The 23,427-nt window shown below is 58.6% G+C and carries 23 protein-coding genes; 13 read left to right on the plus strand and 10 right to left on the minus strand.

Annotated features, from left to right (window positions below; all coding sequences use genetic code 11):
- Window positions 1–50 precede the first annotated feature (50 nt).
- Window positions 51–767 carry a DUF1868 domain-containing protein gene (locus IP76_RS07780; protein WP_054157645.1) on the minus strand — a complete coding sequence of 239 codons (717 nt, stop codon included), beginning with the start codon at window positions 765–767 and terminating at the stop codon, window positions 51–53.
- A 252-nt stretch (window positions 768–1,019) separates the two neighbouring features.
- Here IP76_RS07780 and carB point away from each other — a divergent pair, with 252 nt between their 5' ends.
- The 6 genes from carB (at window position 1,020) to IP76_RS07810 (ending at window position 8,269) form a co-directional block, all read left to right on the plus strand.
- Entirely contained in the window at window positions 1,020–4,502 is a 3,483-nt protein-coding gene (carB, locus tag IP76_RS07785; RefSeq protein ID WP_054157646.1) for a carbamoyl-phosphate synthase large subunit, read from the plus strand.
- An 88-nt stretch (window positions 4,503–4,590) separates the two neighbouring features.
- Window positions 4,591–5,286, plus strand: coding sequence for a TOPRIM nucleotidyl transferase/hydrolase domain-containing protein (locus IP76_RS07790; RefSeq protein WP_197278316.1), 696 nt, complete (start codon window positions 4,591–4,593; stop codon window positions 5,284–5,286).
- A gap of 74 nt (window positions 5,287–5,360) precedes the next feature.
- On the plus strand, window positions 5,361–5,714 hold the full coding sequence (locus IP76_RS07795) for a helix-turn-helix transcriptional regulator (RefSeq protein WP_054157648.1): 354 nt from the start codon (window positions 5,361–5,363) through the stop codon (window positions 5,712–5,714).
- Window positions 5,707–6,153, plus strand: a complete 447-nt coding sequence (locus tag IP76_RS07800) for an SRPBCC domain-containing protein (RefSeq protein ID WP_054157649.1) — start codon at window positions 5,707–5,709, stop codon at window positions 6,151–6,153. The genes IP76_RS07795 and IP76_RS07800 overlap by 8 nt, the downstream gene beginning before the upstream one ends.
- Before the next feature lies 1 nt (window position 6,154).
- Window positions 6,155–6,622, plus strand: a complete 468-nt coding sequence (locus IP76_RS07805; RefSeq protein ID WP_054157650.1) for an SRPBCC family protein — start codon at window positions 6,155–6,157, stop codon at window positions 6,620–6,622.
- A gap of 105 nt (window positions 6,623–6,727) precedes the next feature.
- Window positions 6,728–8,269, plus strand: coding sequence for an MFS transporter (locus tag IP76_RS07810; protein WP_054157651.1), 1,542 nt, complete (start codon window positions 6,728–6,730; stop codon window positions 8,267–8,269).
- Window positions 8,270–8,290: 21 nt separating this feature from the next.
- Here the strand turns inward: IP76_RS07810 and IP76_RS07815 are convergent, their stop codons facing one another.
- Entirely contained in the window at window positions 8,291–9,742 is a 1,452-nt protein-coding gene (locus IP76_RS07815; RefSeq protein ID WP_054157652.1) for a UdgX family uracil-DNA binding protein, read from the minus strand.
- Between the two features lie 23 nt (window positions 9,743–9,765).
- Window positions 9,766–10,995 (minus strand): putative DNA modification/repair radical SAM protein, encoded by a 1,230-nt coding sequence (locus IP76_RS07820; RefSeq protein ID WP_054157792.1) that lies wholly within the window; start codon window positions 10,993–10,995, stop codon window positions 9,766–9,768.
- A gap of 368 nt (window positions 10,996–11,363) precedes the next feature.
- Between IP76_RS07820 and greA the strand changes: the two genes are divergently transcribed.
- Together greA and IP76_RS07830 are read left to right on the plus strand one after the other, a co-directional pair.
- On the plus strand, window positions 11,364–11,840 hold the full coding sequence (greA, locus tag IP76_RS07825; RefSeq protein ID WP_054157793.1) for a transcription elongation factor GreA: 477 nt from the start codon (window positions 11,364–11,366) through the stop codon (window positions 11,838–11,840).
- Window positions 11,841–11,856: 16 nt separating this feature from the next.
- Complete coding sequence (locus IP76_RS07830) at window positions 11,857–12,933, plus strand: glycosyltransferase family 4 protein (protein WP_054157653.1); 1,077 nt, start codon at window positions 11,857–11,859, stop codon at window positions 12,931–12,933.
- Here the strand turns inward: IP76_RS07830 and IP76_RS07835 are convergent.
- From IP76_RS07835 to IP76_RS07860, 5 genes are all read right to left on the minus strand, one after another.
- Complete coding sequence (locus IP76_RS07835; RefSeq protein ID WP_054157654.1) at window positions 12,930–13,844, minus strand: glycosyltransferase family 2 protein; 915 nt, start codon at window positions 13,842–13,844, stop codon at window positions 12,930–12,932. The two genes, IP76_RS07830 and IP76_RS07835, sit on opposite strands and share 4 nt — an antisense overlap.
- Window positions 13,844–14,686, minus strand: a complete 843-nt coding sequence (locus IP76_RS07840; RefSeq protein WP_054157655.1) for a hypothetical protein — start codon at window positions 14,684–14,686, stop codon at window positions 13,844–13,846. The genes IP76_RS07835 and IP76_RS07840 overlap by 1 nt, the downstream gene beginning before the upstream one ends.
- Complete coding sequence (locus IP76_RS07845; protein WP_054157656.1) at window positions 14,683–15,471, minus strand: hypothetical protein; 789 nt, start codon at window positions 15,469–15,471, stop codon at window positions 14,683–14,685. The genes IP76_RS07840 and IP76_RS07845 overlap by 4 nt, the downstream gene beginning before the upstream one ends.
- A gap of 385 nt (window positions 15,472–15,856) precedes the next feature.
- Entirely contained in the window at window positions 15,857–16,432 is a 576-nt protein-coding gene (locus IP76_RS23090) for a hypothetical protein (protein ID WP_156318513.1), read from the minus strand.
- Window positions 16,433–16,477: 45 nt separating this feature from the next.
- Window positions 16,478–16,945, minus strand: coding sequence for an Lrp/AsnC family transcriptional regulator (locus tag IP76_RS07860; RefSeq protein WP_054157659.1), 468 nt, complete (start codon window positions 16,943–16,945; stop codon window positions 16,478–16,480).
- Between the two features lie 242 nt (window positions 16,946–17,187).
- Between IP76_RS07860 and trxB the strand changes: the two genes are divergently transcribed.
- The 4 genes from trxB (at window position 17,188) to IP76_RS07880 (ending at window position 20,895) form a co-directional block, all read left to right on the plus strand.
- Window positions 17,188–18,168, plus strand: a complete 981-nt coding sequence (gene trxB, locus IP76_RS07865) for a thioredoxin-disulfide reductase (protein WP_054157660.1) — start codon at window positions 17,188–17,190, stop codon at window positions 18,166–18,168.
- Window positions 18,169–18,188: 20 nt separating this feature from the next.
- Window positions 18,189–19,085, plus strand: coding sequence for a LysR family transcriptional regulator VtlR (locus IP76_RS07870; protein WP_054157661.1), 897 nt, complete (start codon window positions 18,189–18,191; stop codon window positions 19,083–19,085).
- A gap of 354 nt (window positions 19,086–19,439) precedes the next feature.
- On the plus strand, window positions 19,440–19,733 hold the full coding sequence (locus IP76_RS07875; RefSeq protein WP_054157662.1) for a helix-turn-helix transcriptional regulator: 294 nt from the start codon (window positions 19,440–19,442) through the stop codon (window positions 19,731–19,733).
- Between the two features lie 61 nt (window positions 19,734–19,794).
- Entirely contained in the window at window positions 19,795–20,895 is a 1,101-nt protein-coding gene (locus IP76_RS07880; protein ID WP_054157663.1) for an alkene reductase, read from the plus strand.
- Window positions 20,896–20,972: 77 nt separating this feature from the next.
- On the opposite strand, the gene IP76_RS07885 is transcribed toward IP76_RS07880, so the two are convergent.
- A complete protein-coding gene (locus IP76_RS07885; RefSeq protein ID WP_306765472.1) occupies window positions 20,973–22,007 on the minus strand; it encodes an NAD-dependent epimerase/dehydratase family protein in 1,035 nt (344 codons plus the stop codon).
- A gap of 89 nt (window positions 22,008–22,096) precedes the next feature.
- Between IP76_RS07885 and IP76_RS07890 the strand changes: the two genes are divergently transcribed.
- Window positions 22,097–23,029 (plus strand): LysR family transcriptional regulator, encoded by a 933-nt coding sequence (locus IP76_RS07890; protein ID WP_054157664.1) that lies wholly within the window; start codon window positions 22,097–22,099, stop codon window positions 23,027–23,029.
- A 54-nt stretch (window positions 23,030–23,083) separates the two neighbouring features.
- On the opposite strand, the gene IP76_RS07895 is transcribed toward IP76_RS07890, so the two are convergent.
- A complete protein-coding gene (locus IP76_RS07895) occupies window positions 23,084–23,353 on the minus strand; it encodes a DUF2188 domain-containing protein (RefSeq protein ID WP_054157665.1) in 270 nt (89 codons plus the stop codon).
- Between the last annotated feature and the right edge of the window lie 74 nt (window positions 23,354–23,427).

Here is a 23,427-nt window from a genome sequence, read left to right on the forward strand (position 1 = left end):
ATATGAGGAATGGCGGCCGCGAGCCGCCATTTTTCGATCATCACGTGAGATCAGACAGCGTCCAGCACCAGCAATTCCTCGAAATGGTTCATGTCATCAAAGGCGCAGAAGGCCGGCGCACGGAGTTCGATCACTGGGGCTGCGGCGCGGATCTCTGCCGCCAACTGTTCAAGCACAGGCACCCACGTCGCCATTGTTGCGTCATCCAGCCGCTCGATGAGATAGGCAAAGGTGATGTGGAACTTGTAGGTTTCGTGGTCGGGATGACGATACCCGAAGAGGTCGCCGAGACGGTCACGCCAGCGCCGCAACCTTTCTCGGTCCGACGCTGTCACGCCGTCAAGAACGAGGCCAACTGGCGTCGCATGCGTCAACTCCATCGCGAACGCCTCGCCCGGCGCAAAACCGGCCAGTCGATCCATGAAGATCGCCGTCATGTCATCGACTGGCGCATGCACTGAGACATCCTCCGGCCAGAAAGGCAGCGCGCGACGACTTTCGATGATGCCCTGGAAGAGCGTCATATGCAGACTCGACTCGGCAGTGAAGGCAAGCCTGTCCGCGCCCGGCATCCCCTTGTAGCGCTCACGGACCGCGCGGATCACACGCTCGCTCTCCGACCCCTCCACCAGATGGCAGACGATCGTATTGCCGCGCTCGATCAGAAAGCGACCCTCCGCGTCGTGGCGCGTGCCAAGATGCGAGGGCGACTTAGGATTGTGCCTGCGCGAGGCAAAATGCAGATGGGGCGGCAGATCTTCGTTCATTCTAGTCTATCCTGTTGCGATCGCCCGTTTCGCTAGCCGCCCTCCACGAATTCTATATGACACGGAGCAGAACCACCCGGTCCGGTCATGCTCCCCAACTTTCCTGCCTGCGGTCGCAATTATGGGGTTGGTTTGCGGACGGACTTTCCCTATAAGCCGCTTCTAGCCTGAAAAGACCATCTCTCTGCGCCCGGCCGGTGACCTCCCTCACCCAGGCCGGCTTTTCGCGCAGGTCAAAGAACGGATAGAGCCATGCCAAAGCGCCAAGATATCAAGTCCATCCTCATCATCGGCGCTGGCCCGATCGTCATTGGCCAGGCATGTGAATTCGACTATTCCGGCACTCAGGCCGTCAAGGCGCTGAAGGAAGAGGGTTACCGGGTCATCCTGGTCAACTCAAATCCCGCTACCATCATGACAGACCCGGGCCTCGCCGACGCAACTTACGTCGAGCCGATCACGCCGGAAGTCGTCGCCAAGATCATTGCCAAGGAGCGACCGGACGCTCTGCTCCCCACCATGGGCGGCCAGACCGCACTCAACACCGCACTCTCGCTGAAGCGCATGGGCGTGCTGGATCGCTACAATGTCGAGATGATCGGCGCCAAGCCAGCTGCCATCGACATGGCAGAAGACCGCGCCCTGTTCCGCGAAGCCATGACCCGCATCGGCCTTGAGACGCCGAAGTCGATGCTTGCCAATGCCACCGAGATCAAGGATGCCGACCGCAAGACCCATGAGGCGGCTCGCGCCGAACTCAAGGCAAAGCTTTCAGGCGCGGAGCTCGACAAGGCGCTGGACGAGCTGGAAAACCAGTGGAACCTCGGCGAGACCGACCGCAAGCAGCGCTATATGAGCCATGCCATGGCAATCGCCGCTCAGGCGCTTGACGTGGTCGGCCTGCCCGCCATCATCCGCCCGTCCTTCACCATGGGCGGCACCGGCGGCGGCATTGCCTACAACCGCTCCGAATTCTACGAGATCATCAATTCCGGTCTCGATGCCTCGCCGACCACTGAAGTTCTGATCGAGGAATCGGTCCTCGGCTGGAAGGAATATGAAATGGAAGTCGTCCGCGACAAGGCGGACAACTGCATCATCATCTGCTCGATCGAAAACATCGACCCGATGGGCGTCCATACGGGCGACTCGATCACCGTTGCGCCGGCACTGACGCTGACCGACAAGGAATACCAGATCATGCGCAACGCCTCGATCGCGGTTCTGCGCGAGATCGGCGTTGAGACCGGCGGCTCGAACGTGCAGTTCGCCGTCAACCCTGCCGATGGCCGTCTGGTCGTCATCGAAATGAACCCGCGCGTTTCGCGCTCGTCGGCACTGGCTTCGAAGGCCACCGGCTTCCCGATCGCCAAGGTCGCCGCCAAGCTCGCTGTCGGCTATACGCTGGACGAACTCGATAACGACATCACCGGCGGCGCAACGCCCGCTTCGTTCGAACCGTCCATCGACTACGTTGTCACCAAGATCCCGCGCTTCGCCTTTGAAAAGTTCCCCGGCGCCGGCACGACACTCACGACCGCGATGAAGTCGGTTGGCGAAGTCATGGCGATCGGCCGCACCTTCGCGGAATCGCTGCAGAAAGCGCTCCGTGGTCTCGAAACCGGCCTGACCGGCCTCGACGAGATCGAGATCCCGGGCCTCGGTCAGGGCGACGACAAGAATGCCATCCGCGCCGCTATCGGCACACCGACGCCGGATCGCCTGCGCATGGTCGCCCAGGCTCTGCGTCTCGGCATGTCGGAAGAAGAAGTGCATGAAGGCTGCAAGATCGACCCCTGGTTCATCGCCCAGTTCAAGGCGATCACCGACATGGAGGCGCGTGTCCGCGAGCACGGCCTGCCCGCTGACGCCGAAAACCTGCGCACGCTGAAGGCCATGGGCTTCTCCGACGCCCGCCTCGCCTCGCTGTCCGGCAAGCGCCCGAAGGAAGTCGCCGAGCTCCGCAATGGCCTGAACGTGCGTCCGGTCTTCAAGCGCATCGACACCTGTGCGGCCGAATTCGCATCGCCGACCGCCTACATGTACTCGACCTACGAGACCCCCTTCGTTGGCGAACTCCGCTCGGAAGCCCAGGTCTCCGACCGCAAGAAGGTCGTCATCCTCGGCGGTGGTCCGAACCGTATCGGCCAGGGCATCGAGTTTGACTATTGCTGCTGCCATGCCGCCTTCGCGCTGAAGGACGCAGGCTTTGAAGCGATCATGATCAACTGCAACCCGGAAACCGTGTCGACCGACTACGACACCTCAGACCGCCTCTATTTCGAGCCGCTGACGGCCGAAGACGTGATCGAGATCCTGCGCGCCGAGCAGGAAAAGGGCGAAGTCGTGGGCGTCATCGTCCAGTTCGGCGGCCAGACCCCGCTGAAGCTCGCCGAAGCCTTGGAAAAGAACGGCATCCCGATCCTCGGCACGGCACCCGACATGATCGACCTCGCCGAAGACCGGGACCGCTTCCAGAAGCTTCTGATGAAGCTCGACCTCAACCAGCCGAACAATGGCATTGCCTACTCGGTCGAGCAGGCACGCTTGGTCGCCACCGAAATCGGTTTTCCGCTGGTCGTGCGCCCGTCCTACGTGCTGGGCGGCCGTGCCATGCAGATCATCCACAATGAAAGCATGCTGCAGAGCTATCTGCTCGACACAGTGCCCGGCCTCGTTCCGGAAGACATCAAGCAGCGCTACCCGAACGACAAGACCGGCCAGATCAACACCCTGCTCGGCAAGAACCCGCTTCTCTTCGACAGCTACCTGACCAATGCCATTGAAGTCGACGTCGACGCGCTCTGCGACGGCGAAAATGTCTTCGTCTCGGGCATTATGGAGCATATCGAGGAAGCCGGCATCCATTCGGGTGATAGCGCCTGCTCGCTGCCCTCGCGTTCGCTGTCCAAGGAAACCCTTGACGAGTTGGAACGCCAGACGGCCGCCATGGCCAAGGCGCTCAATGTCGGTGGCCTGATGAACGTCCAGTACGCCATTAAGGACGACGTGATCTACGTGCTCGAAGTCAATCCGCGCGCCTCGCGCACCGTGCCCTTCGTCGCCAAAACCATCGGCGCGCCGATTGCCAAGATCGCCGCCCGCATCATGACTGGCGAAAAGCTTGATGGCGCGATTGCCGCCTATGGCGCCAAGCCCGATCCGCGTAATCTGAAGCATATCGCGGTCAAGGAAGCCGTCTTCCCGTTCGCCCGCTTCCCCGGCGTCGACACACTGCTCGGACCGGAAATGCGCTCGACCGGCGAAGTCATGGGCCTCGACACGGATTTCGCGCTGGCCTTCGCCAAGAGCCAGCTCGGCGCATCCGTCGAGCTGCCGCGTGACGGCACCGTCTTCGTGTCGGTTCGTGACGAGGACAAGGAGCGCGTCCTTCCCTCGGTGCGCATCCTGACCGAGATCGGCTTCAAGGTTCTCGCCACCGGCGGCACCCAGCGCTTCCTCGCCGAAAACGGCATTGAAGCGGTGAAGATCAACAAGGTGCTCGAAGGCCGTCCGCATATCGAAGACGCCATCCGCAACCGTCAGGTCCAGCTGGTGATCAACACCACGGATGGCAACAAGGCGATCTCGGACTCCAAGTCGCTGCGCCGCGCCGCCCTGATGCAGAAGGTGCCATACTACACGACAATGGCGGGTGCGCTCGCGGCCGCCGAAGCGATCCGCGGCCTGAAGAAGGGCCAGCTCGAAGTTCGCCCACTGCAGAGCTACTTCTGATCCGAACCCCGGGGGCACTCGCCCCCGGCATCGCACAGAAAGAAACGGGCATTTGTCCGTTTCCCGATTTCGGATCACAATGCTCGCCATGGCTGGCGATAGACCCGAACCGGTTTCAACGGCACCTGCCGTCGATCCTCGGCCGCAGGACAGGAGCCTGTTTGGCTATGACAGCGGCCCGGACGCGCCCATCCGGGCGACGTCCAGGGCAATAGAAGCGGCAGCGGCTGCACGCAGTGTCATTCTCGTCGAAGGGATCAGCGACCAGATTGCTCTGGAAGCAACAGCCATGAAACTCGGCCTCGACCTTGCCTCCCGACGCGTCGTCGTCGTTCCCATCGGTGGCATTGGATCCGTAAACCGTTACCTCTCCCATTTCCTCTCAAGCGAGCTAAAGCCTGCGATAAGCGGCCTCTTTGACGGCGCGGAAGCGCCGATCTTGCGCAAAGCCTTGCTGCGTCAGCGGTCAGAATCTGCCGACCTTGAACAACTCGGATTCTTCCTGTGTGATCGTGACCTCGAGGACGAACTCCTGCGTGCTGTCAGCACACAGGCCGTCGAAGCCATTCTGAAAGAGCAGGGCGATCAGCGAGCAATTCAGACGCTCCAGCGTCAGGATGCATGGCGAGACCGTCCGTTCCACCAGCAACTGCTGCGCTTCCTTGGGGCTGGAGCCGGGCGAAAACTGCGCTACGCGCGGCACTTGGCCCTCGCGGTCCCAGCGGGAAGAACGCCGGCCCCGTTTTTGGGCGTTCTGTCGTGGGCTTTGACCGGGAACGAGTGATTCTGCCGGCGATCTTGACGTTCTGCTCGGCGACCATTATTAAACCAAAAAGTTAATTAACCGGTCAGCTAATCATGAGCGACGATCCACTGTCCATCACACTCTCGGCGCTTGCCGATCCCACCCGCCGGGCGATCATCGCACGTCTGTCCAGGGGTGAGGCCACGGTCAATGAGCTTGCTGAACCTTTCGACATGAGCCTGCCGGCGATCTCGAAGCATTTAAAGGTGCTTGAGCGTGCAAGGCTCATTTCGCGTGGGCGCACGGCCCAGTGGCGACCGTGCCGGCTGGAGCCAGAGCCATTAAAGGCGATAGACGGCTGGCTCGGTGACTATCGCACGCTTTGGGAACACCGCCTGGACAGGCTGGAGACCTATATCGCCTCACTCCAGTCAGACACGATCACAAAGGAGGAAAACGATGACTGACAAGATGGAAATCCTCAACGACCGCCTGTTTCCCGTCGATCCGCAAACCTTGTTCAATGCCTTCGCAGATCCGGCAAAACTCAAGCACTGGTGGGGGCCGCATGACTTCACCAACAGGATCGACGAGTTCGATTTCCGTGAAGGCGGAAGCTGGCGCATCACCATGACCGCGTCCAACGGCACGGACTTCGACAACCACTCCACGTTTCAGGAAATCATCCCCCAGAGCCGCATCGTCTTCCTGCATCACGAACCGATGCACATCTACACAATGGAAATGACCTTCGCGGAAGAGAGCGATGGGACGCGGCTACACTGGCGCATGCTGTTCGAACCGACGGAAGAAAACCGCGACCTGGCGACTTTCATCCGCGCAGCGAATGAACAGAACTTCGACCGTTTGGAAAGTGTGCTCAACCTGGCAGAAGGTGCGCTCTGAGATGACCCTCGGATACGATCCGGCCAAGATCCTGCAAGTGGAACGTCTTGTCGGAGCGCCAATTGAGCTCGTCTTCAGGATGTTCAGTGATGCCCGCCATCTCGACCAATGGTGGGGGCCAGACGGATTCCAGAATGAAACCCACGAGATGGATTTTTCCGTCGGCGGCCTCTGGCGCTATACGATGCATGGCCCGGACGGTAAGGATTGGCCAAACTGGATCCGCTATCAGGACATCACGCCCCCGACGCGCATAGCCTATCAACATGGCGCCGAGATGGGCGAACCGGCGCATTTCGACGGCGTGATCACTCTGCAGCCTGAAGGGACCGGAACCCGCGTCACTCTCACTTTGATCTTCGCAACGCCTGAAGCACGTGATGCGACACTCAAATTTGGAGCCGTGGAAGGCGGGAAACAGACGCTTGCGCGCCTCGATACCTATGCAATGGCGCAGAAAAATGCCTGATGATGTCGCTTTCGGCGGCAAATCAGGCTCGGCCGCCGAGCACTTGACGCTTGCTAATTGAGCAAAAGCGGGGAAGTCTCCCATTGGCTTTCAAAGGGAGGTGAAATGCCAGACCACAACCGCATGCCGGAGCGCGCCACGCGCCGCGAATGGATTGGTCTGCTGATCCTCTCCATCGCCTGCCTGATCTACTCCATGGATCTCTCAGTGCTGTTCCTCGCCATGCCGGCGATCGTTGCAGACCTCGATCCGACGGCCACCCAGCTTCTCTGGATCAACGACATCTACGGCTTCATGGTCGCCGGCTTTCTCGTCACCATGGGAACGCTGGGAGACCGGATCGGCCGTCGCAAAGTTCTCCTGATCGGCGCCTTCTTCTTTGCCGCCGCTTCAGGCTTTGCCGCCTTTGCCAAGACCGCCGACATGCTGATCCTTGCCCGCGCTTTGCTTGGCATTGCCGGCGCAACCATCGCGCCGTCAACGCTCTCGCTTGTCGTCAATCTTTTTCAGGACGAAACGGAGCGCAATCGCGCCATCAGCATATGGGGCACAGCCTTTGCGCTAGGCGGTCTCGTCGGCCCATTGATCGGCGGCCTCCTGCTGCATTATTTCCACTGGGGCTCGGTCTTCCTGATCAACATTCCGATCATGGCGCTGCTGCTTCTGACAGCCCCTTTCCTGTTGCCCGAATATCGCGATGAGAGCGCCTCCCCCATAGATATTCTAAGCGTCGCGCTATCGCTGTTGACCGTTCTGCCGATCATCTACGGTTTTAAGAAAATGGCGGCTGACGGCTTCCAGCCTTTCCAACTCGCGCCCATTGCCTTCGGCCTGTTCCTCGGCACCCTCTTTCTGCGCCGGCAAAAGACGCTGACCCACCCGCTGATCGATCTCGGCCTGTTCCGCATCCCGGCCTTCACCGCATCCCTGCTGGTCAATCTCTCCGGCGTCTTTTTCATCTTCGGCATCTACCTGTTCCAGAACCTGTATCTGCAGCTTGTCATCGGCCTGACGCCACTCGAAGCCGCACTCTGGTCAGTGCCCTCCTCGCTCGTCTTCACCGTCATGTCCTTTCAGGCTTACAGGATCACCAATCATCTAGGACCTGTCCGCACTGTCCTGCTCGGCCTTGTCGTCAACGCCTTCGGCGCCGCATGCATGGCGGTTGCGGCTTATCAGATGAGCCTTATCGGCGTACTCATCTCCAGCGTAATGATTGGCATCGGCTTTGTGCCGGTGATCCTCACCACCACAGGCCTTATCGTCGGAACGGCACCCCCGGAGCGCGCAGGCTCGGCCTCGGCAATCTCCGAAACCAGTGCCGAATTCGGCGGTGCGCTCGGTGTCGCTATTCTCGGCAGTCTTGGCACCCTCGTCTATCGCTTGGCCATGTCTGGCGCCGATCTCTCTGGCCTCGACAGCAAGTCTGCTCTCGCCGTGTCCACGTCCCTTGCCAGTGCCGTCGAGCTGGCCGGCACACTCGACGGCAATCTGCCACCCTGGTTGATTGAAGCCAGGCAAGGCTACGCACTCGGCTTTGCGCTCTCCTGCGCCCTCGCAGCCATCACCTTGCTCGCGCTCGCTGCGATCGCCAGACGCGTTTATTCGCGCGCTCATATCGACGACAAGGCCCTCCAGCCACATTGAAGCGGGCGGAGAATCAACTTCTCAGGAAACTTGCCTAAGCCGTTCTACCGAAACCATATCTTCTCGAAAACGCGCGATCTCGCGCTGCCTCTTCGCGTCGTCAGGCAACCGCAACAGATAAGCCGGATGCACGCTGACGAAGAGCACGCGGCCACCCGCCATCGGCATGGGATATCCGCGCACGTCCTCGACGCTTTTGCGCTCCCCGGTGAGTGCGAAATAGGCACTGGCACCGAGCGCCACAACAATCCGCGGCCGCACCAGATCCAGTTCCTTGCTCAGCCACCAGCGACAATGCTCGATCTCCCCCACACCGGGTTTCTGATGGATGCGCCGCTTGCCACGCATCTCGTATTTGAAATGCTTGACCGCATTGGTGACATAACTGCTGTCACGTTCGATGCCGGCCAAGGCCAGCGCCTCGTCGAAGACAGTGCCCGCCGGCCCGACAAATGGCCGCCCTGCCAGATCCTCGCGATCTCCAGGCTGTTCGCCGACAAACATGACCTCGGCGCCAATCGGCCCCTCGCCGAAGACGGTCTGTGTTGCTTGGCCATGCAGCGGGCACAAGGTGCAGGCCGCGGCATCGCGCTTCAGCTTCAGCCACGGATCGCCAGGACCATCGCGCTCCTCCTCCTCTTTCCCGCGCCAGGCAGCCTGTAGCCGTTCGTGGAATGCTTGCGGCTGGCTGGCCTCCCGCGCCGCCATCTCCGCCACCCGACGCTCGGCACCGGCGATGAGATCCGGGATTAGAGAGGCTTCCGGCATATTCTTCCAGTATTTCTTCGGCATCTCGGACTGCATCGCCCGTATCTTCAAACGCGCCGGATTGAAGATGTTGGCGAAATAGGTCCGCCACAGCTCATCTGTGTCGTCGTTCGCCTCCGGCCGGATGGCAGGTTCTACCGAGGTCTTCAATTCCAGACCATTCCAGGCAGCCGAGCCCTTGGGCGTTGCAATCAGCCAGTCCATGTCGGTGAAACGTCGCTGGAAAAATCCGGCCGTCCGACAAACGATGAAGTGCTCCGGCTCGAACCAGGCGACGAACCGCCGACGACCGACCTGCACGCCTTCCACTTCACGAAATCGGACGAAGGCTTTCATCTTGTGGCTATCGCGCCGGACGTTTTTAATAAGCCGGACAAGATGCACGACATCCGGATCAGACGCACCCTGAAGCAGGTCGCGCTCCCGCTGCAGCCGCCAGAGAATGCGGTAGAGCAAGGAGAAGCGCTCCGGATCGGAATGACAGATCGCCGCACCCGCCGCATCGATAAATGCCTTGGGAACCAAGGAGGCGGTCGCAGCGACGTCCCCGGCCAGACCGCCGGGCATAGCGCCGAAAAGATCGGCAATGTCGCCATCCGTGTGGAAACGAACATCCTGCGGATCGACATGCTCCGCCAGCAACTGACGGGCAGCATCGCGCCACTCGCCAAGATCCCCCTTGCCTTCCAGTCCCACCGACCGCATTCAAGCCCTCACGACTGTCATTGCTACAACAACGACAGCTGTTCCGGCGGCGGCGCAAAGGCCGCCCTCAGATCCGACCGATCCAGGCTCTGATTGGGTGACCAGCCCTCCGCCACAATGAAGGATCGCACCTTTTTCAGCGAAACGCCGAGACGTGTCAGATCCTCCAGCCGCACACGCCTGTGCCGACGCGCAGAGACCAGCCTGTTGACTGTCTTGGTCCCCAGACCCGGCACCCGCAGCAGGGTTTCCCGATCAGCCTTGTTGACATCGACGGGAAAGCGGTCGCGATTGGCGAGCGCCCAGGCGAGCTTTGGATCGAGGTCCAGATCGAGCATCCCGCCCTCCCCGATCGAGGTAATTTCCTCGACGGAGAAGCCATAGAAGCGGTAGAGCCAGTCTGCCTGATAGAGCCGGTGCTCCCGCATCAACGGCGGCTTGATCAGCGGCAGGTTGCGCGAACTGTCGGGGATCGGACTGAAAGCCGAATAGTAGACACGCTTCAGGCCGTAGCTACTGTAAAGCCGGGCGCTCGATCCGATGATGGTCGCATCACTCGCGCCATCAGCGCCGACGATCATCTGGGTACTCTGGCCACCCGGCACAAACGTCTTGCGCCGCCCAGTCAAGGTCGGTTCGCGCGCCTCTTCGATCTTCAGCCTGAGATCGCCCATAGAGCGCCGAATGTTGACCGGCCGCTTCTCCGGCGCATAGCGCTCCAGTCCATGATCGGTCGGAAGCTCGATATTGATCGACAGGCGATCCGCATAGAGCCCCGCCTCCTCGACCAGATGAGCCGAGGCCTCGGGGATCGTCTTTAGGTGGATGTAACCTCGGAAATCATGCTTTGTCCTCAGATCCCTGGCGACCTTGACCATTTCCGCCATGGTATCGTCCGAAGACCGGATGATACCGGAGGAGAGAAAGAGGCCCTCGATGTAATTGCGCCTGTAAAACTCGATCGTTAGCCAGACGACCTCGTCAGGCGTGAAGCGCGCCCGCTCCACATTGCTCGACGACCGATTGATGCAATAGGCGCAATCGTAAATGCAGAAATTGGTCAGCAGGATCTTCAGGAGCGAAATGCACCGACCATCCGGCGCATAGGCATGGCAGATGCCCGCCCCTTCGGTTGACCCCAAGCCTCCGGACGCAGCCGAATCGCGCCGCGTGGTTCCACTCGATGCACACGAAGCATCGTATTTGGCGGCATCCGACAGGATGGCCAAGCGTTCTTTCAGCGATTTCTTCATGACGATGTTCTTTATATGTTCCATGCGCGGACGTCAAGTCGCGTATCGCCCCGTGAAGGCGGTGACCGCGCAGGCTGGTGAGCCGAAAATGTTGGCGAGGCAAACAGCCCACGCGCACTGCAGCGTGCAGGCGCATCCCGCCGCTGAAACAGCAGATTGAGAGGAAATGATTGCTAAACAAAGGCTTGAATGCTTTCTTGGCGCGCGTCACCTGGCACCGACTGCTCCACTCGAAAACTCTGGAAATATAAGAACGCAATCTGCTATAGTCTGCGCAACATGATTTGTGACAAGGTTCCGTAGCCATGCTTCGGAACCTGTTTTCTTTTGTGCTCGCGCAGGCGGCCATGAAGACGAAGGAAGAGGAAATGGTAGACAAGGTTCCGATGACGCAGAACGGCTTCGTCAAGCTCAGCGAAGAGCTGCGCTGGCGTCAGCAGGAGGAGCGTCCACGCATCATCGAGGCGATTGCGGAAGCGCGCGCCCATGGCGACCTTTCCGAAAATGCCGAATATCATGCGGCTAAGGAAGCACAGAGCCACAACGAGGGTCGCGTTGGCGAACTCGAAGACCTGATTGCCCGTGCGGAGGTCATCGACCTTGCCAAGATGTCCGGCTCCAAGATCAAGTTCGGCGCCACCGTCAAGCTGATCGACGAAGACACCGAAGAAGAGAAGACCTACCAGATCGTCGGTGACCAGGAAGCTGATGTGAAGGAAGGCAGGATCTCGATTTCCTCCCCGATCGCACGTGCGCTGATTGGCAAGGAAGTTGGCGACAATATCGAAGTCGTGGCGCCGGGCGGCTCCAAGGCCTACGAGATCCTTGCGGTGAAGTGGGGCTGAGAGGCCAATCCAGCTGATGCCCAAGACGAAGACCTACGTGGATCCCGCCAGGATCCACGTCATCGCCCCAAACTTCAAGCAACGTCTGTCCGGCGTCACATCGACGATTATCCAACTCGTTCCGGTGCAAAATCGTCTCGGCCAGAAAGTGGCCGTGCTCGGGCCTGGATTGCCGGCGCACCTGCCCCATCTGCGCTTTCGCGACCTCTGGAAACTCTGGCGGCGCCCCGAGGGAGCAGATCACCGCATATGGCATGCCCGCCGCAACATCGAAATGCTACCCGGCATCCTGATGCGCGACCTCCTGCGCATGCCGTTGAAGCTCGTTTTCACCTCGGCCTCGCAGCGAAAACACAGTGGCTGGACGAAATTCCTGATCCGCCAGATGGACGCCGTAATCGCAACGAGCGCCAAGACCGCACAATATCTCGAAGTGCCCAACACCGTGGTCATGCACGGGATCGACTGCGACCGCTTTCGCCCCGCCGATGACAAGGCCGCCGCCAAACGCGCCTGTGGCCTGGACCCTGATCTGCGCTATGTCGGATGTTTCGGCCGGATCCGCCATCAGAAGGGCACAGACCTCTTCGTCGACGCCATGATCGCCCTCCTCCCGAGCCATCCCGGCTGGTCGGCCATCATCGCCGGGCGCGCAACACCGCAACACATGGCGTTCGAAGAAGAACTCAAGGCCAAAGCCGCAGCAGCCGGCCTCGTCGATCGCATCCTCTTCGTCGGCGAACACAAGAACATCGACGACTGGTACCGAACCCTCGACCTCTTCGTCGCCCCCCAACGCTGGGAAGGCTTCGGCCTGACACCGCTGGAAGCCATGGCAACGGGCGTACCCGTGGTGGCGACGGATGTGGGGGCGTTTGCGGAGTTGCTCGCCGGAGGCGGGCCTGATGTTGGGACGCTGATCAAGAGCGACGACCTACCGATCATCACGGGCGCTATCAAGGCATGGATCGAGGAGCACGCAAGGTACGAACAACAATTATCGCGAGATCACGCCACAGGCCGCTTCGCCATAGAAAACGAAGCGAACCGGTTGGGCGAGGCATACGGGCTGCACCTAGATCGAAGTAATTAAGAGACCTCATAGGTTGTTACTTGGTCGCAGGCAGGCAACTGAACGATGCCATCTCGCAGCAACCATTGATCCAAGCCCTTTTCAGCCCACATCAAACCCAATTCGCGGGTTCGCTCCTTCACGCTTTGGCTGACTTCACGCATGGCAGGCGTATTGTAGGGTCTCTCATGATGAAGATGTAAAGCAAGAGCCGCATAGCGAATTCTCTTCACTTTCAAGCCATAACTGTTGAGTCGCAGACCAAACTCAACATCAAGCCCACCGTAGCCCATTTCCTCATTAAAGCCATTGACAGCAATAGCTTCGGTCCTCAAGCAAGAAGCAGAATGCCCATTCCAGCTAGGCCGTGCGGTCGAAACAGCATCCAAGAAAGCTGCGAACTTATTCTTCGCAAGGACTTTCAGCAGGCCTGCATCAATCTTTACACCATGCCTGATAAGCCAATTTGCGGAGAAGGCCTCCTGCGAGGTAATTGCATCCTTCGTTATTGCCGCACTGACATGCTCTGACAACTTGTAATATGATCCAGACAGAAAACGTCCGGAAACTGCTTTCTCTACGTGAACATCTACAAAGTCGTTCCTGACCACGCAGTCGCCATCCGTAAAAATCACTCTCTTACCGCTCGCCACGGCCAAGGCCTTATTCAGTATGCGGCATTTGTTAAAGCCATCGTCTGGTTGCCAGACATGCTTCAACCTAACGGGAGCATGCCGAGCTAAACGCTCTATGGCCTCTCGCGTGGCGACCGAGGATCCGTCGTCCGCTATGACAATCTCGAAATCTTTTCGACTCTGGGCAAAAAGCCCCCACAAAACACACTCGAGGGCCTGCGGCCAATTATAAGTTGTAACGATTACTGACGCTGAAAGTTCAGGCCGCAATTCTTGTTCATTTACAAACGCGCTCATCAATTGAATCGTAAAGCTCCGTAATGTTCCACCATCGCGCGAACGGCTCGATCGTTCCCGCCATCCCTAATGTTAACCGACTGCAATTGTTGGGCTTGGGTATCGGGCCACTCAACTATACGCCGCCGCATACCCAGCACCAATGGCGCGCTTCCCATCAATCGATGCATCCAGTAGAACCAAATGTCATCGCCATGCGGACACAATGCCTGATACAGATCACGCTCCAGTACATCGCGATGAAAGCATGCACTATCATACAAGATACCATGAACCCCGGTCGGAAAAATCCGATCTGATGCCTCTCTGCGACTTACCGCGTGATCCCAATCTCCGTAGGAAGCGATCTCACCGTCGCAGAAAGTGATCTTGTGCGCGCGATGACAGACAACGGGATTTCCGCTCGACAGGTGCGCCTCGACGAGCTCCTCAAGCCAAGTCCCCCAATAGTAAACATCGTCATCCGCCGTCACGATGACTGATTCAGGGAACCGCTGTAACGCCGGTATCAGCTTTTTATAGGAACGCGTATCCTCGACCGGCTCAATCACCAAACCGGCTGAGCGCAATTCGATGACGTCCGGTGGCAAGCTGGCCATCTGCTCCCGAGCGACCCAGAGCACGACCATATCGGGTTTCATTGTCTGATTTAACAGGCACAACAAGGTTTTCGACAGAGTAGGGAAACGGGCCTCGTAACTGGTAAGCGAAACAATCAACTTCTTGTCCAGCGGATGTGTCCGCTGAACAAGCGTCGCCTCGATACGCCGCCTCAACTCACGCTCAGCCGTTTGCAAACGCATGCCGCGCTTAAAACGCCTAAACCAATCCTTAGCGATCAATTTTCACACCCCGACGTCCAAGCACGGCGTAACCAGTCAACATTTCCAATGCGGCGATACCATTTATGCCCACCCCCATCCAAGACTTCCTGCATCTTTGGATTCCCTGCAAACACAACTATCTTTGCCCCTTCGGGCAACGAGGGGGCAGCAAAGTAACTTCGCAATCCACGCGGTACGCACGCATTTTTAAAACTTACACACCAACCCTTTGGCCAATACGTAAGGCCACCCCGCTCCGCCACTTTGGCACTCTGGAATTGCTGGCTTATTTCGTATCTGGCCAGTGCATCATCAACGTCTGCGACCAGCGACTCGTAAATGTAGGCATGTGCACCAATCTCATATCGAAAGACTGAGCTGTTTCCGACAGAATGTAGAAATCTGTCACGTTTTGGATTTAGGCGGCGCAAAGGCTTGGGCCTGAACAGATCATCGTCCCTCACGATGAGGAAATCGCCTTCCACATCAAAAAAACTATCAAGCTCGTTCAAGACAACAAGATCAAGATCGAGGAAGAGCGCGGTGCCGGTTAGACCAAACAGATCGCTCCGAAACAAACCGAGCTTTCGCCACCTACGATCTTTTTTACCGGAAGGAAGGTCTAATTCTGGAATTGGAAGGATCTCTACCCCAGGCACAATACCGTGAGGATCATCTGTGAAACAAACCATACGATACGGTCGCCGCAGATGCTTTCTCACCCCTTCAGCAAGATTATTGACATATTCGGGACCGTAGAGATCCCCCCACTTCATGCAGAGGATAAGAACCGGATCAACCATTTCAATCAACCAACAACTGCGTTTATGTTTCAGCCAGATTCAGGACGGCTTGGTGAAAGGCGGCATTGACGCCCCTGCACTCGCTCAAAACAGCCTCTGGATCACCTTTAGCTAGCCCCAACGCCTGCCCAAGACTTTGCCTCCAATCCGACAAGTCATCCACCTGAATAAAGCTGTAACGATGCGAGAGAAACTTGCTCGCATTGGGCATAGCTATGACAGGTTTTCCGAGCAATGTCGCCCAACACAAACCATGGTAGCTATTGGTTACAAGACAAAATCCAGAAGATATAAGATCGAAAACCTTACGGAATCGATGTTCCGTCCACTTTTTACTTCCAGCCTTGATATTCGTAAGCGTCGGAATCCCATCAAAGTTAGCGAGCTAGCTCGCAGCTTCCTGACCATGCAGGAAGGCAACCACTTCATGACGAGGTTCAACGCGCCTATCAAAAACTGGATCCATACAACTCACACGAGGAACCCAGGGGTATGGACCATGAAAATCGCGAACACCCACCAAAGCAAACTTGGATAGGAATGCAGGATATTTTTCGACCGCGGCATCTTTATACCATTCTCGAAATCCCTTGATCCTATTGTGCCCGGCACCCCAGACGACCACCTTGCCACCGGCATCGGCAAACGCATCCAAAAAGATCAAAACGTCGGAATGGATGGAATGCTTGTCAAAGGAAATCAGCCCGCCGCCACCAAAAATGACAGTCTTGCCTGCCAACAACCTAAGGCCAGCCGCAACTCCCTCTTCACGCAACAATTCGACCATATGACGGCAAGACACCACAGGACAGTCACCGAAATCTCCGCCAAAGTAGGACTTTGGGCAAGCTTTCAGGTCGCCAATATTATTGGTCACGGAGTGAATGAAGACGTAGCCGGAACGAGCTATTTGTCTCTTCAAAAACTCACGCTTTACTCTGCGTAGTAAATTTGCAGCCATGAATTATGCCCTCAATTCAACAGTGCAATGGCCATCGCACCGCCCTCAAATCTCCACCAGCCCCATCTTCTTCACCTGGCGGATCGTGAGCATCGTCCGGACGGTATCCACATGCTCATTCGCCGTCAGCACTTCGATGACGAAATCCTGGAAACGGGTCAGATTTTCGGCAACGCAGTGAAGCAGGAAATCGCTGTCGCCGTTGACCATCCAGGCCTGGCGAACGATGGGCCAGCTGTCGGTTGCCGCGGCAAAGGCCTTCAGGTTGGTTTCCGACTGATGCTTCAGGCCAACCATGCAGAAGGCGACGAGATCGTAGCCGAGCTTGGTTCCGTTGAGAATGGCGTGATAGCTCTCGATCACACCGGCTTCTTCGAGCTTGCGCACGCGCCTGAGGCAGGGCGGCGCGGAAATGCCGACACGTTCCGACAATTCGACATTTGTCATGCGCCCGTCCTGCTGCAATTCCTTGAGAATGCGCAGATCAATGGCGTCGAGTTCTATTTTGAGCACACGCGCTCCTTCCGAATGAGTGTGCGTTATCTACCTGAAACGCAGCAAGACGCAAGAATCCGTCGCACTCACGCACACTTATTGCGCATACAGCCGCCAATGCCCTGTTGCTAATGCATTCGCGGCCTTGAATTGCCCGCATCTTCGATCCTAAATGGGCGGAACAAATACGCAGCAGGCTTGGGCGAGTGGGCTACACTCCGCATGGATAGAGGCCGCTGCAGGTCGAAAGGATTTCAGACATGACTGCCCGCCACACCAAGGTATTGATCATCGGTTCCGGCCCGGCCGGATACACCGCCGCGATCTATGCCGCTCGCGCGATGCTGAAGCCCGTGTTGATTGCCGGTATGGAACAGGGTGGCCAGTTGATGATCACCACGGATGTGGAGAATTATCCAGGCTTCGCCGATCCCATCCAGGGCCCGTGGCTGATGGAACAGATGCTCGGCCAGGCCAAGCATGTCGGCGCCGAGATCGTCAGCGATCTGGTAACCGAAGTTGACACCAGCCGCCGCCCCTTCACCGTCAACACAGATAGTGGCCAGATCTGGACCGCAGATACCTTGATCATCTGCACGGGTGCCAAGGCCAAATGGCTGGGCATCGAGAGCGAGCAGCATTTCCAGGGCTTCGGCGTCTCGGCCTGCGCCACTTGTGATGGCTTCTTCTACCGCAACAAGGATGTCATCGTCGTTGGCGGCGGCAATTCCGCCGTCGAAGAGGCGCTCTATCTGTCGCATATCTGCAAGTCGGTCACGGTCGTACATCGCCGCGACAGCTTCCGCTCGGAAAAGATCCTGCAGGAGCGCCTGTTCGCCAAGGAGAATATTCGCGTCCTGTGGAACACCACTGTTGACGAAATCACCGGCGCCCCGGCCAAGCCGCCCATGCCGCCCTCCGTCTCCGGCGTAAAGCTGAAGGACCAGTTGAGTGGCGCGGTCACAGAGATGCCGATCGACGGCGTGTTCGTGGCGATCGGCCATGCACCGGCTGTCGAGCTGTTCAAGGGCAAGCTGAAGCTCAAGGAGAACGGCTATCTCTGGACGGCACCGGACTCGACAGCCACGGACGTTGAGGGAATCTACGCCGCTGGCGACGTCACCGACGACGTGTTCCGTCAGGCGATCACCGCGGCCGGCATGGGCTGCATGGCAGCGCTTGAAGCCGAACGCTTCCTGACGGCAGCTGCAATTGACAGCACGCGACAGGCGGCGGAGTAAACATGATGAGAGGAGCCGGAATGCCGCTGGACTGGGACAAGCTGCGCATCTTCCACGCCGCAGCCGAAGCCGGCTCCTTCACCCATGCAGCCGACAAGCTGCATCTGTCGCAATCGGCAATCAGCCGCCAGGTCTCGTCGCTGGAGCAGGATATCGGGGTCAAGCTGTTCCACCGCCATGCGCGTGGCCTGATCCTCACCGAACAGGGCGAGCTGCTGTATCGCACTGCCCACGACGTTCTTCTCAAGCTGCAGACCGTGAAGATGCAGCTGACCGAAACCACGGAAAAGCCTTCCGGCAAACTGCGTGTGACGACAACCGTCGGCCTCGGCCAGGGCTGGCTGACCGACAAGGTCCAGGAATTCCTCCAGCTCTATCCGGAAATGTCGATCCAGCTGATCCTCGACAACGAGGAACTGGACGTCAACATGCGTCACGCCGACTGCGCCATCCGCTTGCGCCAGCCGCAGCAGTCGGATCTGATCCAGCGCAAGCTGTTCACCGTGCATATGCACGTCTATGCCGCACCGTCCTACATCAACCGCTATGGCGAACCGCAGACGATTGAAGATCTCGACGACCACCGGATCATCACCTTCGGCGAGCCGGCACCGAACTACCTGCTCGATGTCAACTGGCTTGAAGTGGCCGGACGATCATCAGACAATCCGCGCCAGCCGCATCTTCAGATCAACAGCCTCACCTCGATCAAACGCGCCTGCCTGCTGGGCATTGGCATCGCCATGCTCCCCGATTACATCGTGGGCCGCGACCCGGGCCTGTTGCAGCTGGTGACGAGCGCCGACGTGCCGTCCTTCGACACCTATTTCTGCTATCCAGATGAGATCAAGAACGCGGCAAAGCTCAAGGCATTTCGAGATTTCATCGTTGCCAAGGCGCGAAACTGGAATTTCTGAGCCTATAACCCACTGATTTTCGTGGGTTACACACACAGTCCTGCAAGTGACGCATGCCTGACATGCATAAAAATGCATTGCCGACTGCACAAGAAAACACCATATCGCACACAGCTGATGCACATGGTGGCTTTTTCCTCCCAGTTCCACCGCAGCAGCTGTTCCCCTCTGGAGGTTTTTGACCTTCACAATTTAAAAGGGCCCTGGTTTTCCGGTGGCCCTCTTTTTTTGCCTTATCGATGGAACAATGGCTTCCCGCCATGCGTCTTTACGTCAACCGGGACCGCAAGATGCGGTCCTCAATGATGATCGAGCAAAGCCAATTCCTAAACAAGAAGACGGCATGGAGGAAACATGGTCCTGGAGGACGTGATGAAGGCCCTTGCGCATCCTGCGCGCATGGACATTCTGGTCTGGCTGAAGCAGCCGGACGAATATTTCGGTGTGTCTCAGGAAGATGCAACGGATGGCATCAGCGCCGGACAATTCGAACGCTCGGGCCTGTCGCAATCTGCCGTCTCCGCCCATCTGGCCACCTTGCAGCGCGCCGGCCTGATCCACTCTAAGCGTGTCGGCCAGAGGGTGTTGTATCGCCGGGATGAAAATACCATTTCCGCCTTCATCCAGGCCTTGAACCAGGTGCTATAGAACCCCACATCGCGGCCTCCGATGTCCTCCCTCCCCATATCGGCCAATCCCGCGAGGTTTCATGTCTAAGCTATTCGAACCGACAACCATCGGCAGCATTTCCGTCGCCAATCACATCGCCATGGCGCCACTGACCCGCAATCGGTCGCCGGGTGCCATTCCGAACGATCTTAACGTCGAATACTATAGTCAGCGTGCAACTGCCGGTCTGATCGTGTCCGAAGGCACAGCCATCACCCATCAAGCCCAAGGTTATGCGGACGTACCTGGTCTTTATAAGACCGAGGCGATCGAAGGCTGGAAGCGCGTCACCGACGCCGTACATGCCGCAGGCGGCAAGATCGTCACCCAGCTCTGGCACGTTGGACGGATTTCCCACACCTCGCTGCAGCCTGATGGCGGCAAGCCGGTGGCACCGTCCGCGATTGCGGCTAAGTCGAAAACCTATGTGCTGAACGAAGACGGCACCGGCGCCTTCGTCGAAACTTCAGAACCGCGCGCTCTTGATCTGGCCGAAATCCCGACTTTGATCGAGGACTATCGCAAGGCCGCGCGCTCGGCGATCGAAGCCGGTTTCGACGGCGTCGAGATTCACGCCGCAAACGGCTACCTTCTCGAACAGTTCATGCGCTCGAACAGCAACCATCGTGACGATCAGTATGGCGGCCCCATCGAAAACCGCATTCGCCTGACGCTGGAAGTGGTCGCAGCCGTCACGGCCGAAATCGGAGCCGATAAAACCGGCATTCGCATCTCGCCGACAACACCGGCCAACGACGTATCCGATCCGGATCCGAAGGCGCTCTACACAGCATTGGTCGAAGGCCTCACTGAATACAGCCTTGCCTTCATTCATGTGATCGAGGGCGCGACCGGCGGCCCGCGCGATGTTCTCCCCTTCGACTGGGCTGCTCTAAAGGCCGCCTATCGGGCAGCTGGCGGCAAGGCTGTCTGGATGGTGAACAATGGCTATGATCGACAGTCTGCAATCGACGCCGTCGAGAGCGGCTATGCCGATGTCGTGGCTTTCGGTCGGCCGTTCATCTCCAATCCGGATCTGGTTCGTCGACTGGAAGAAGATGCCAGCTGGAACGAACTGGACGGCGCAACGCTCTATGGCGGCGGCGCCGAAGGCTACACGACATACCCGACACTCGGCTGACATCGCAGCCATCGGTCAGATCCTGGGGCTCCCGATGCAGGTCGGGAGCCCTTTCTCTCTCTGCGGATTAAAAGGCATCACCCTTCCACACCCGCTCGAAAGGGCTGCCCTGTGGAAAATGCGGCGCTGGTTGGCGACATGCATCCAAGACTGGCCAAAGTCGTGGAGACTGCGACATCGAGCGGCGTATGCGGCTCGCCTCCCAGAACGTCTTTCAGCCGGCAATTATCGAGGCGGACGGTCTCGCGCCAAAGATAGCGCATTTCATGCAATTCCCTGAGCAGCGGCACAAAGGGGCGCAGCAAGCCGGCCAGCCGCCAGGGAAACGAGAAGATGGGAATGCTGGGCCGTCCAACCGCGCGCCCGATGGCCTTGGCCATCTGCAGCCCGTCCACATCGAAGTGTCCATCCATGTGAAAGCGCGCGAACATCGGCAGCTCGTCTGCAAGTTTGAGCAACTGCATGAAGGTCTCCGCCACATCCGGCAAATAGGCCCAGGCATGGCCTGCATTCGCCCGGCCCGGATTGATGACGTACCGTACCGGTTTGCCTGGCTGTATCATTCCCTGCGCGAACCAGTTGTTGCCAGCACCGGGACCGAAGAAATCCCCTGCCCGAACCAGGAGCACCGGCGTCCCTTGCGATGCGGCCGCTTCGAGGCGGCGCTCGAGCGCAACCCTGATCCGGCCTTTGACCGTCAGCGGCGCCTGAACACTATCCTCGGAAAGCTGCGGAAAAGCATCAGGCCCGTAGTTATAAACCGTCCCCGGCATCAAGATGTGAGCCCCGACTGAGGATGCAGCGGCAATCGTGTTGTCGAGCATGGGCAGGACCAATTCGCCCCAATTGCGATAGCCCGGAGGGTTCACCGCATGCACGATGACGTACGCCGCGCTTGCTGCGCGCAAGACATCGGCCGCGACCATCGCGTCGCCCTTGACCCACTCATAGGCTGGAAAACGCTCTGCCTGGGCATCCGGATTCCGGTGCATGGCGCGCACCCGGTAGCCATTGTCGAGCAGTGCTTTTGCGAGCGCCCCACCAATACCACCTGTTGCACCGAGAACCAGCGCCAGAGGCCGAGAAACGCCATGGCTCATATCTGTCATCATCGTCATCTCCTGTTTCGATGAGCAGACAATCCCACGGAGGCGAGGTAATCCAAATTGCCTTAATTCGGCGATCTGCTATACATTTTTGCATGAGGGACAACGATATCAGTTGGGATCACTATCGGACCTTTCTCGCCGTGCTGGAGACCGGCTCGCTTTCGGCTGCCGCCCGCAGTCTCGGCCTGACGCAACCCACAGCCGGGAGACATATCGAAGCGCTTGAAGACGCCTTTGGCGGTCGACTCTTCCTGCGCGGGCCGCAAGGCCTGCTGCCAACAGAAAAGGCTGCATCCATGCGCGGGCATGCGCAGACCATGGCGGCGATGTCGGCATCGCTGGCCCGCATCGCGTCGGGCGACATGGAAAGCATTCGGGGAACCGTACGCATCAGTGTCAGCGAAATCATGGCCGTCGAGGTCCTGCCGCCGATCCTCACCGACTTGCAGGAGCTCCACCCCGATCTCCAGATTGAATTATCCGCCTCTGACAGCGTCGAGGATCTGCTGCAACAGGAGGCGGATATCGCGATCCGAATGGTTCGACCCAGCCAATCCACCCTGATCAGCCGCCGTATCGGCCGCATACCGCTCGGCTTCCATGCCCATCGCCGCTACCTGGAAAAGCATGGTACTCCAGCACACATCACCGATCTGTCGGCACATCGGCTGATTGGTTTCGACCGGCAACTCGCCTATATCCGCGACATCCTGAAGTCTCGCCAGGACTTAGCTACGCTGCAATTTGCCTTCAGGGCCGATAGCAACCTTGTCCAGTTCGCCGCCATCCGTGCAGGCCTGGGCATCGGCATGTGCCAGAACGCGATTGCCGCCCGTGAGCCCGATCTGGTCGAAGTCCTGCCCGGCAGCCTGGACTTGTCGCTGGAAACATTTGTGGTGATGCATGAAAGCCTGCGCAGCACACCGCGCCACAGGGCAAGCTTCGACGCGCTGGTGAAGGGGCTGCACGACCATATGAGCGGCACGGCAAATCAAAGGGAGCCGAAAAGTCATCGGGACACGTAGGCCTGACACACATGACATGCCGGCCAGATAACCATATTCGAGACTGGGCTCACGTCAGGCCTGAGCTGGCGGCCCGTTCTCATAATCGTCGATCATCTCGACTTCGGGGCGATCACCACCATCACTGTACTCTTCGCGCCAGCGACCATTCTCGTCCTGGTAGCTGATCGTGACCGGCTCGTCGCCAACCTGCTGCTCTGCCATGACAATTCGAACGGCCTCAAGAGCCTGATCGTGAGTCGCAAAGGTCTCCGAATAGGCGCCATTAAGCCGATAGGCCCAACCGCCATCATGAGGAACGATCTCGTAAATGATCTTCACCATGCGCTTTCTCCTTGGCTTCGAGGATTATTCCATCAAATCAGCCTAGGCGCAAATGGAGCAGGGAGGCAAAGAGC

Source organism: Rhizobium sp. AAP43, from assembly GCF_001296045.1.
Classification (GTDB): domain Bacteria; phylum Pseudomonadota; class Alphaproteobacteria; order Rhizobiales; family Rhizobiaceae; genus Allorhizobium.

Excerpts from the sequence above, each read along its gene's own strand:
- IP76_RS07815 (WP_054157652.1), bottom strand. The coding sequence starts at position 9,742 with ATGCGGTCGGTGGGACTGGAAGGCAAGGGGGATCTTGGCGAGTGGCGC.
- IP76_RS07795 (WP_054157648.1), top strand. The coding sequence starts at position 5,361 with ATGAGCGACGATCCACTGTCCATCACACTCTCGGCGCTTGCCGATCCC.
- IP76_RS07800 (WP_054157649.1), top strand. The coding sequence starts at position 5,707 with ATGACTGACAAGATGGAAATCCTCAACGACCGCCTGTTTCCCGTCGAT.
- IP76_RS07870 (WP_054157661.1), top strand. The coding sequence starts at position 18,189 with ATGCCGCTGGACTGGGACAAGCTGCGCATCTTCCACGCCGCAGCCGAA.
- IP76_RS07890 (WP_054157664.1), top strand. The coding sequence starts at position 22,097 with ATGAGGGACAACGATATCAGTTGGGATCACTATCGGACCTTTCTCGCC.
- carB (WP_054157646.1), top strand. The coding sequence starts at position 1,020 with ATGCCAAAGCGCCAAGATATCAAGTCCATCCTCATCATCGGCGCTGGC.
- IP76_RS07830 (WP_054157653.1), top strand. The coding sequence starts at position 11,857 with ATGCCCAAGACGAAGACCTACGTGGATCCCGCCAGGATCCACGTCATC.
- IP76_RS07880 (WP_054157663.1), top strand. The coding sequence starts at position 19,795 with ATGTCTAAGCTATTCGAACCGACAACCATCGGCAGCATTTCCGTCGCC.
- IP76_RS07780 (WP_054157645.1), bottom strand. The coding sequence starts at position 767 with ATGAACGAAGATCTGCCGCCCCATCTGCATTTTGCCTCGCGCAGGCAC.
- IP76_RS07810 (WP_054157651.1), top strand. The coding sequence starts at position 6,728 with ATGCCAGACCACAACCGCATGCCGGAGCGCGCCACGCGCCGCGAATGG.
- trxB (WP_054157660.1), top strand. The coding sequence starts at position 17,188 with ATGACTGCCCGCCACACCAAGGTATTGATCATCGGTTCCGGCCCGGCC.
- IP76_RS07790 (WP_197278316.1), top strand. The coding sequence starts at position 4,591 with ATGGCTGGCGATAGACCCGAACCGGTTTCAACGGCACCTGCCGTCGAT.
- IP76_RS07875 (WP_054157662.1), top strand. The coding sequence starts at position 19,440 with ATGGTCCTGGAGGACGTGATGAAGGCCCTTGCGCATCCTGCGCGCATG.
- IP76_RS07895 (WP_054157665.1), bottom strand. The coding sequence starts at position 23,353 with ATGGTGAAGATCATTTACGAGATCGTTCCTCATGATGGCGGTTGGGCC.
- IP76_RS07845 (WP_054157656.1), bottom strand. The coding sequence starts at position 15,471 with ATGGTTGATCCGGTTCTTATCCTCTGCATGAAGTGGGGGGATCTCTAC.
- IP76_RS07885 (WP_306765472.1), bottom strand. The coding sequence starts at position 22,007 with ATGATGACAGATATGAGCCATGGCGTTTCTCGGCCTCTGGCGCTGGTT.
- IP76_RS07835 (WP_054157654.1), bottom strand. The coding sequence starts at position 13,844 with ATGAGCGCGTTTGTAAATGAACAAGAATTGCGGCCTGAACTTTCAGCG.
- greA (WP_054157793.1), top strand. The coding sequence starts at position 11,364 with ATGGTAGACAAGGTTCCGATGACGCAGAACGGCTTCGTCAAGCTCAGC.
- IP76_RS07820 (WP_054157792.1), bottom strand. The coding sequence starts at position 10,995 with ATGAAGAAATCGCTGAAAGAACGCTTGGCCATCCTGTCGGATGCCGCC.
- IP76_RS23090 (WP_156318513.1), bottom strand. The coding sequence starts at position 16,432 with ATGGCTGCAAATTTACTACGCAGAGTAAAGCGTGAGTTTTTGAAGAGA.
- IP76_RS07805 (WP_054157650.1), top strand. The coding sequence starts at position 6,155 with ATGACCCTCGGATACGATCCGGCCAAGATCCTGCAAGTGGAACGTCTT.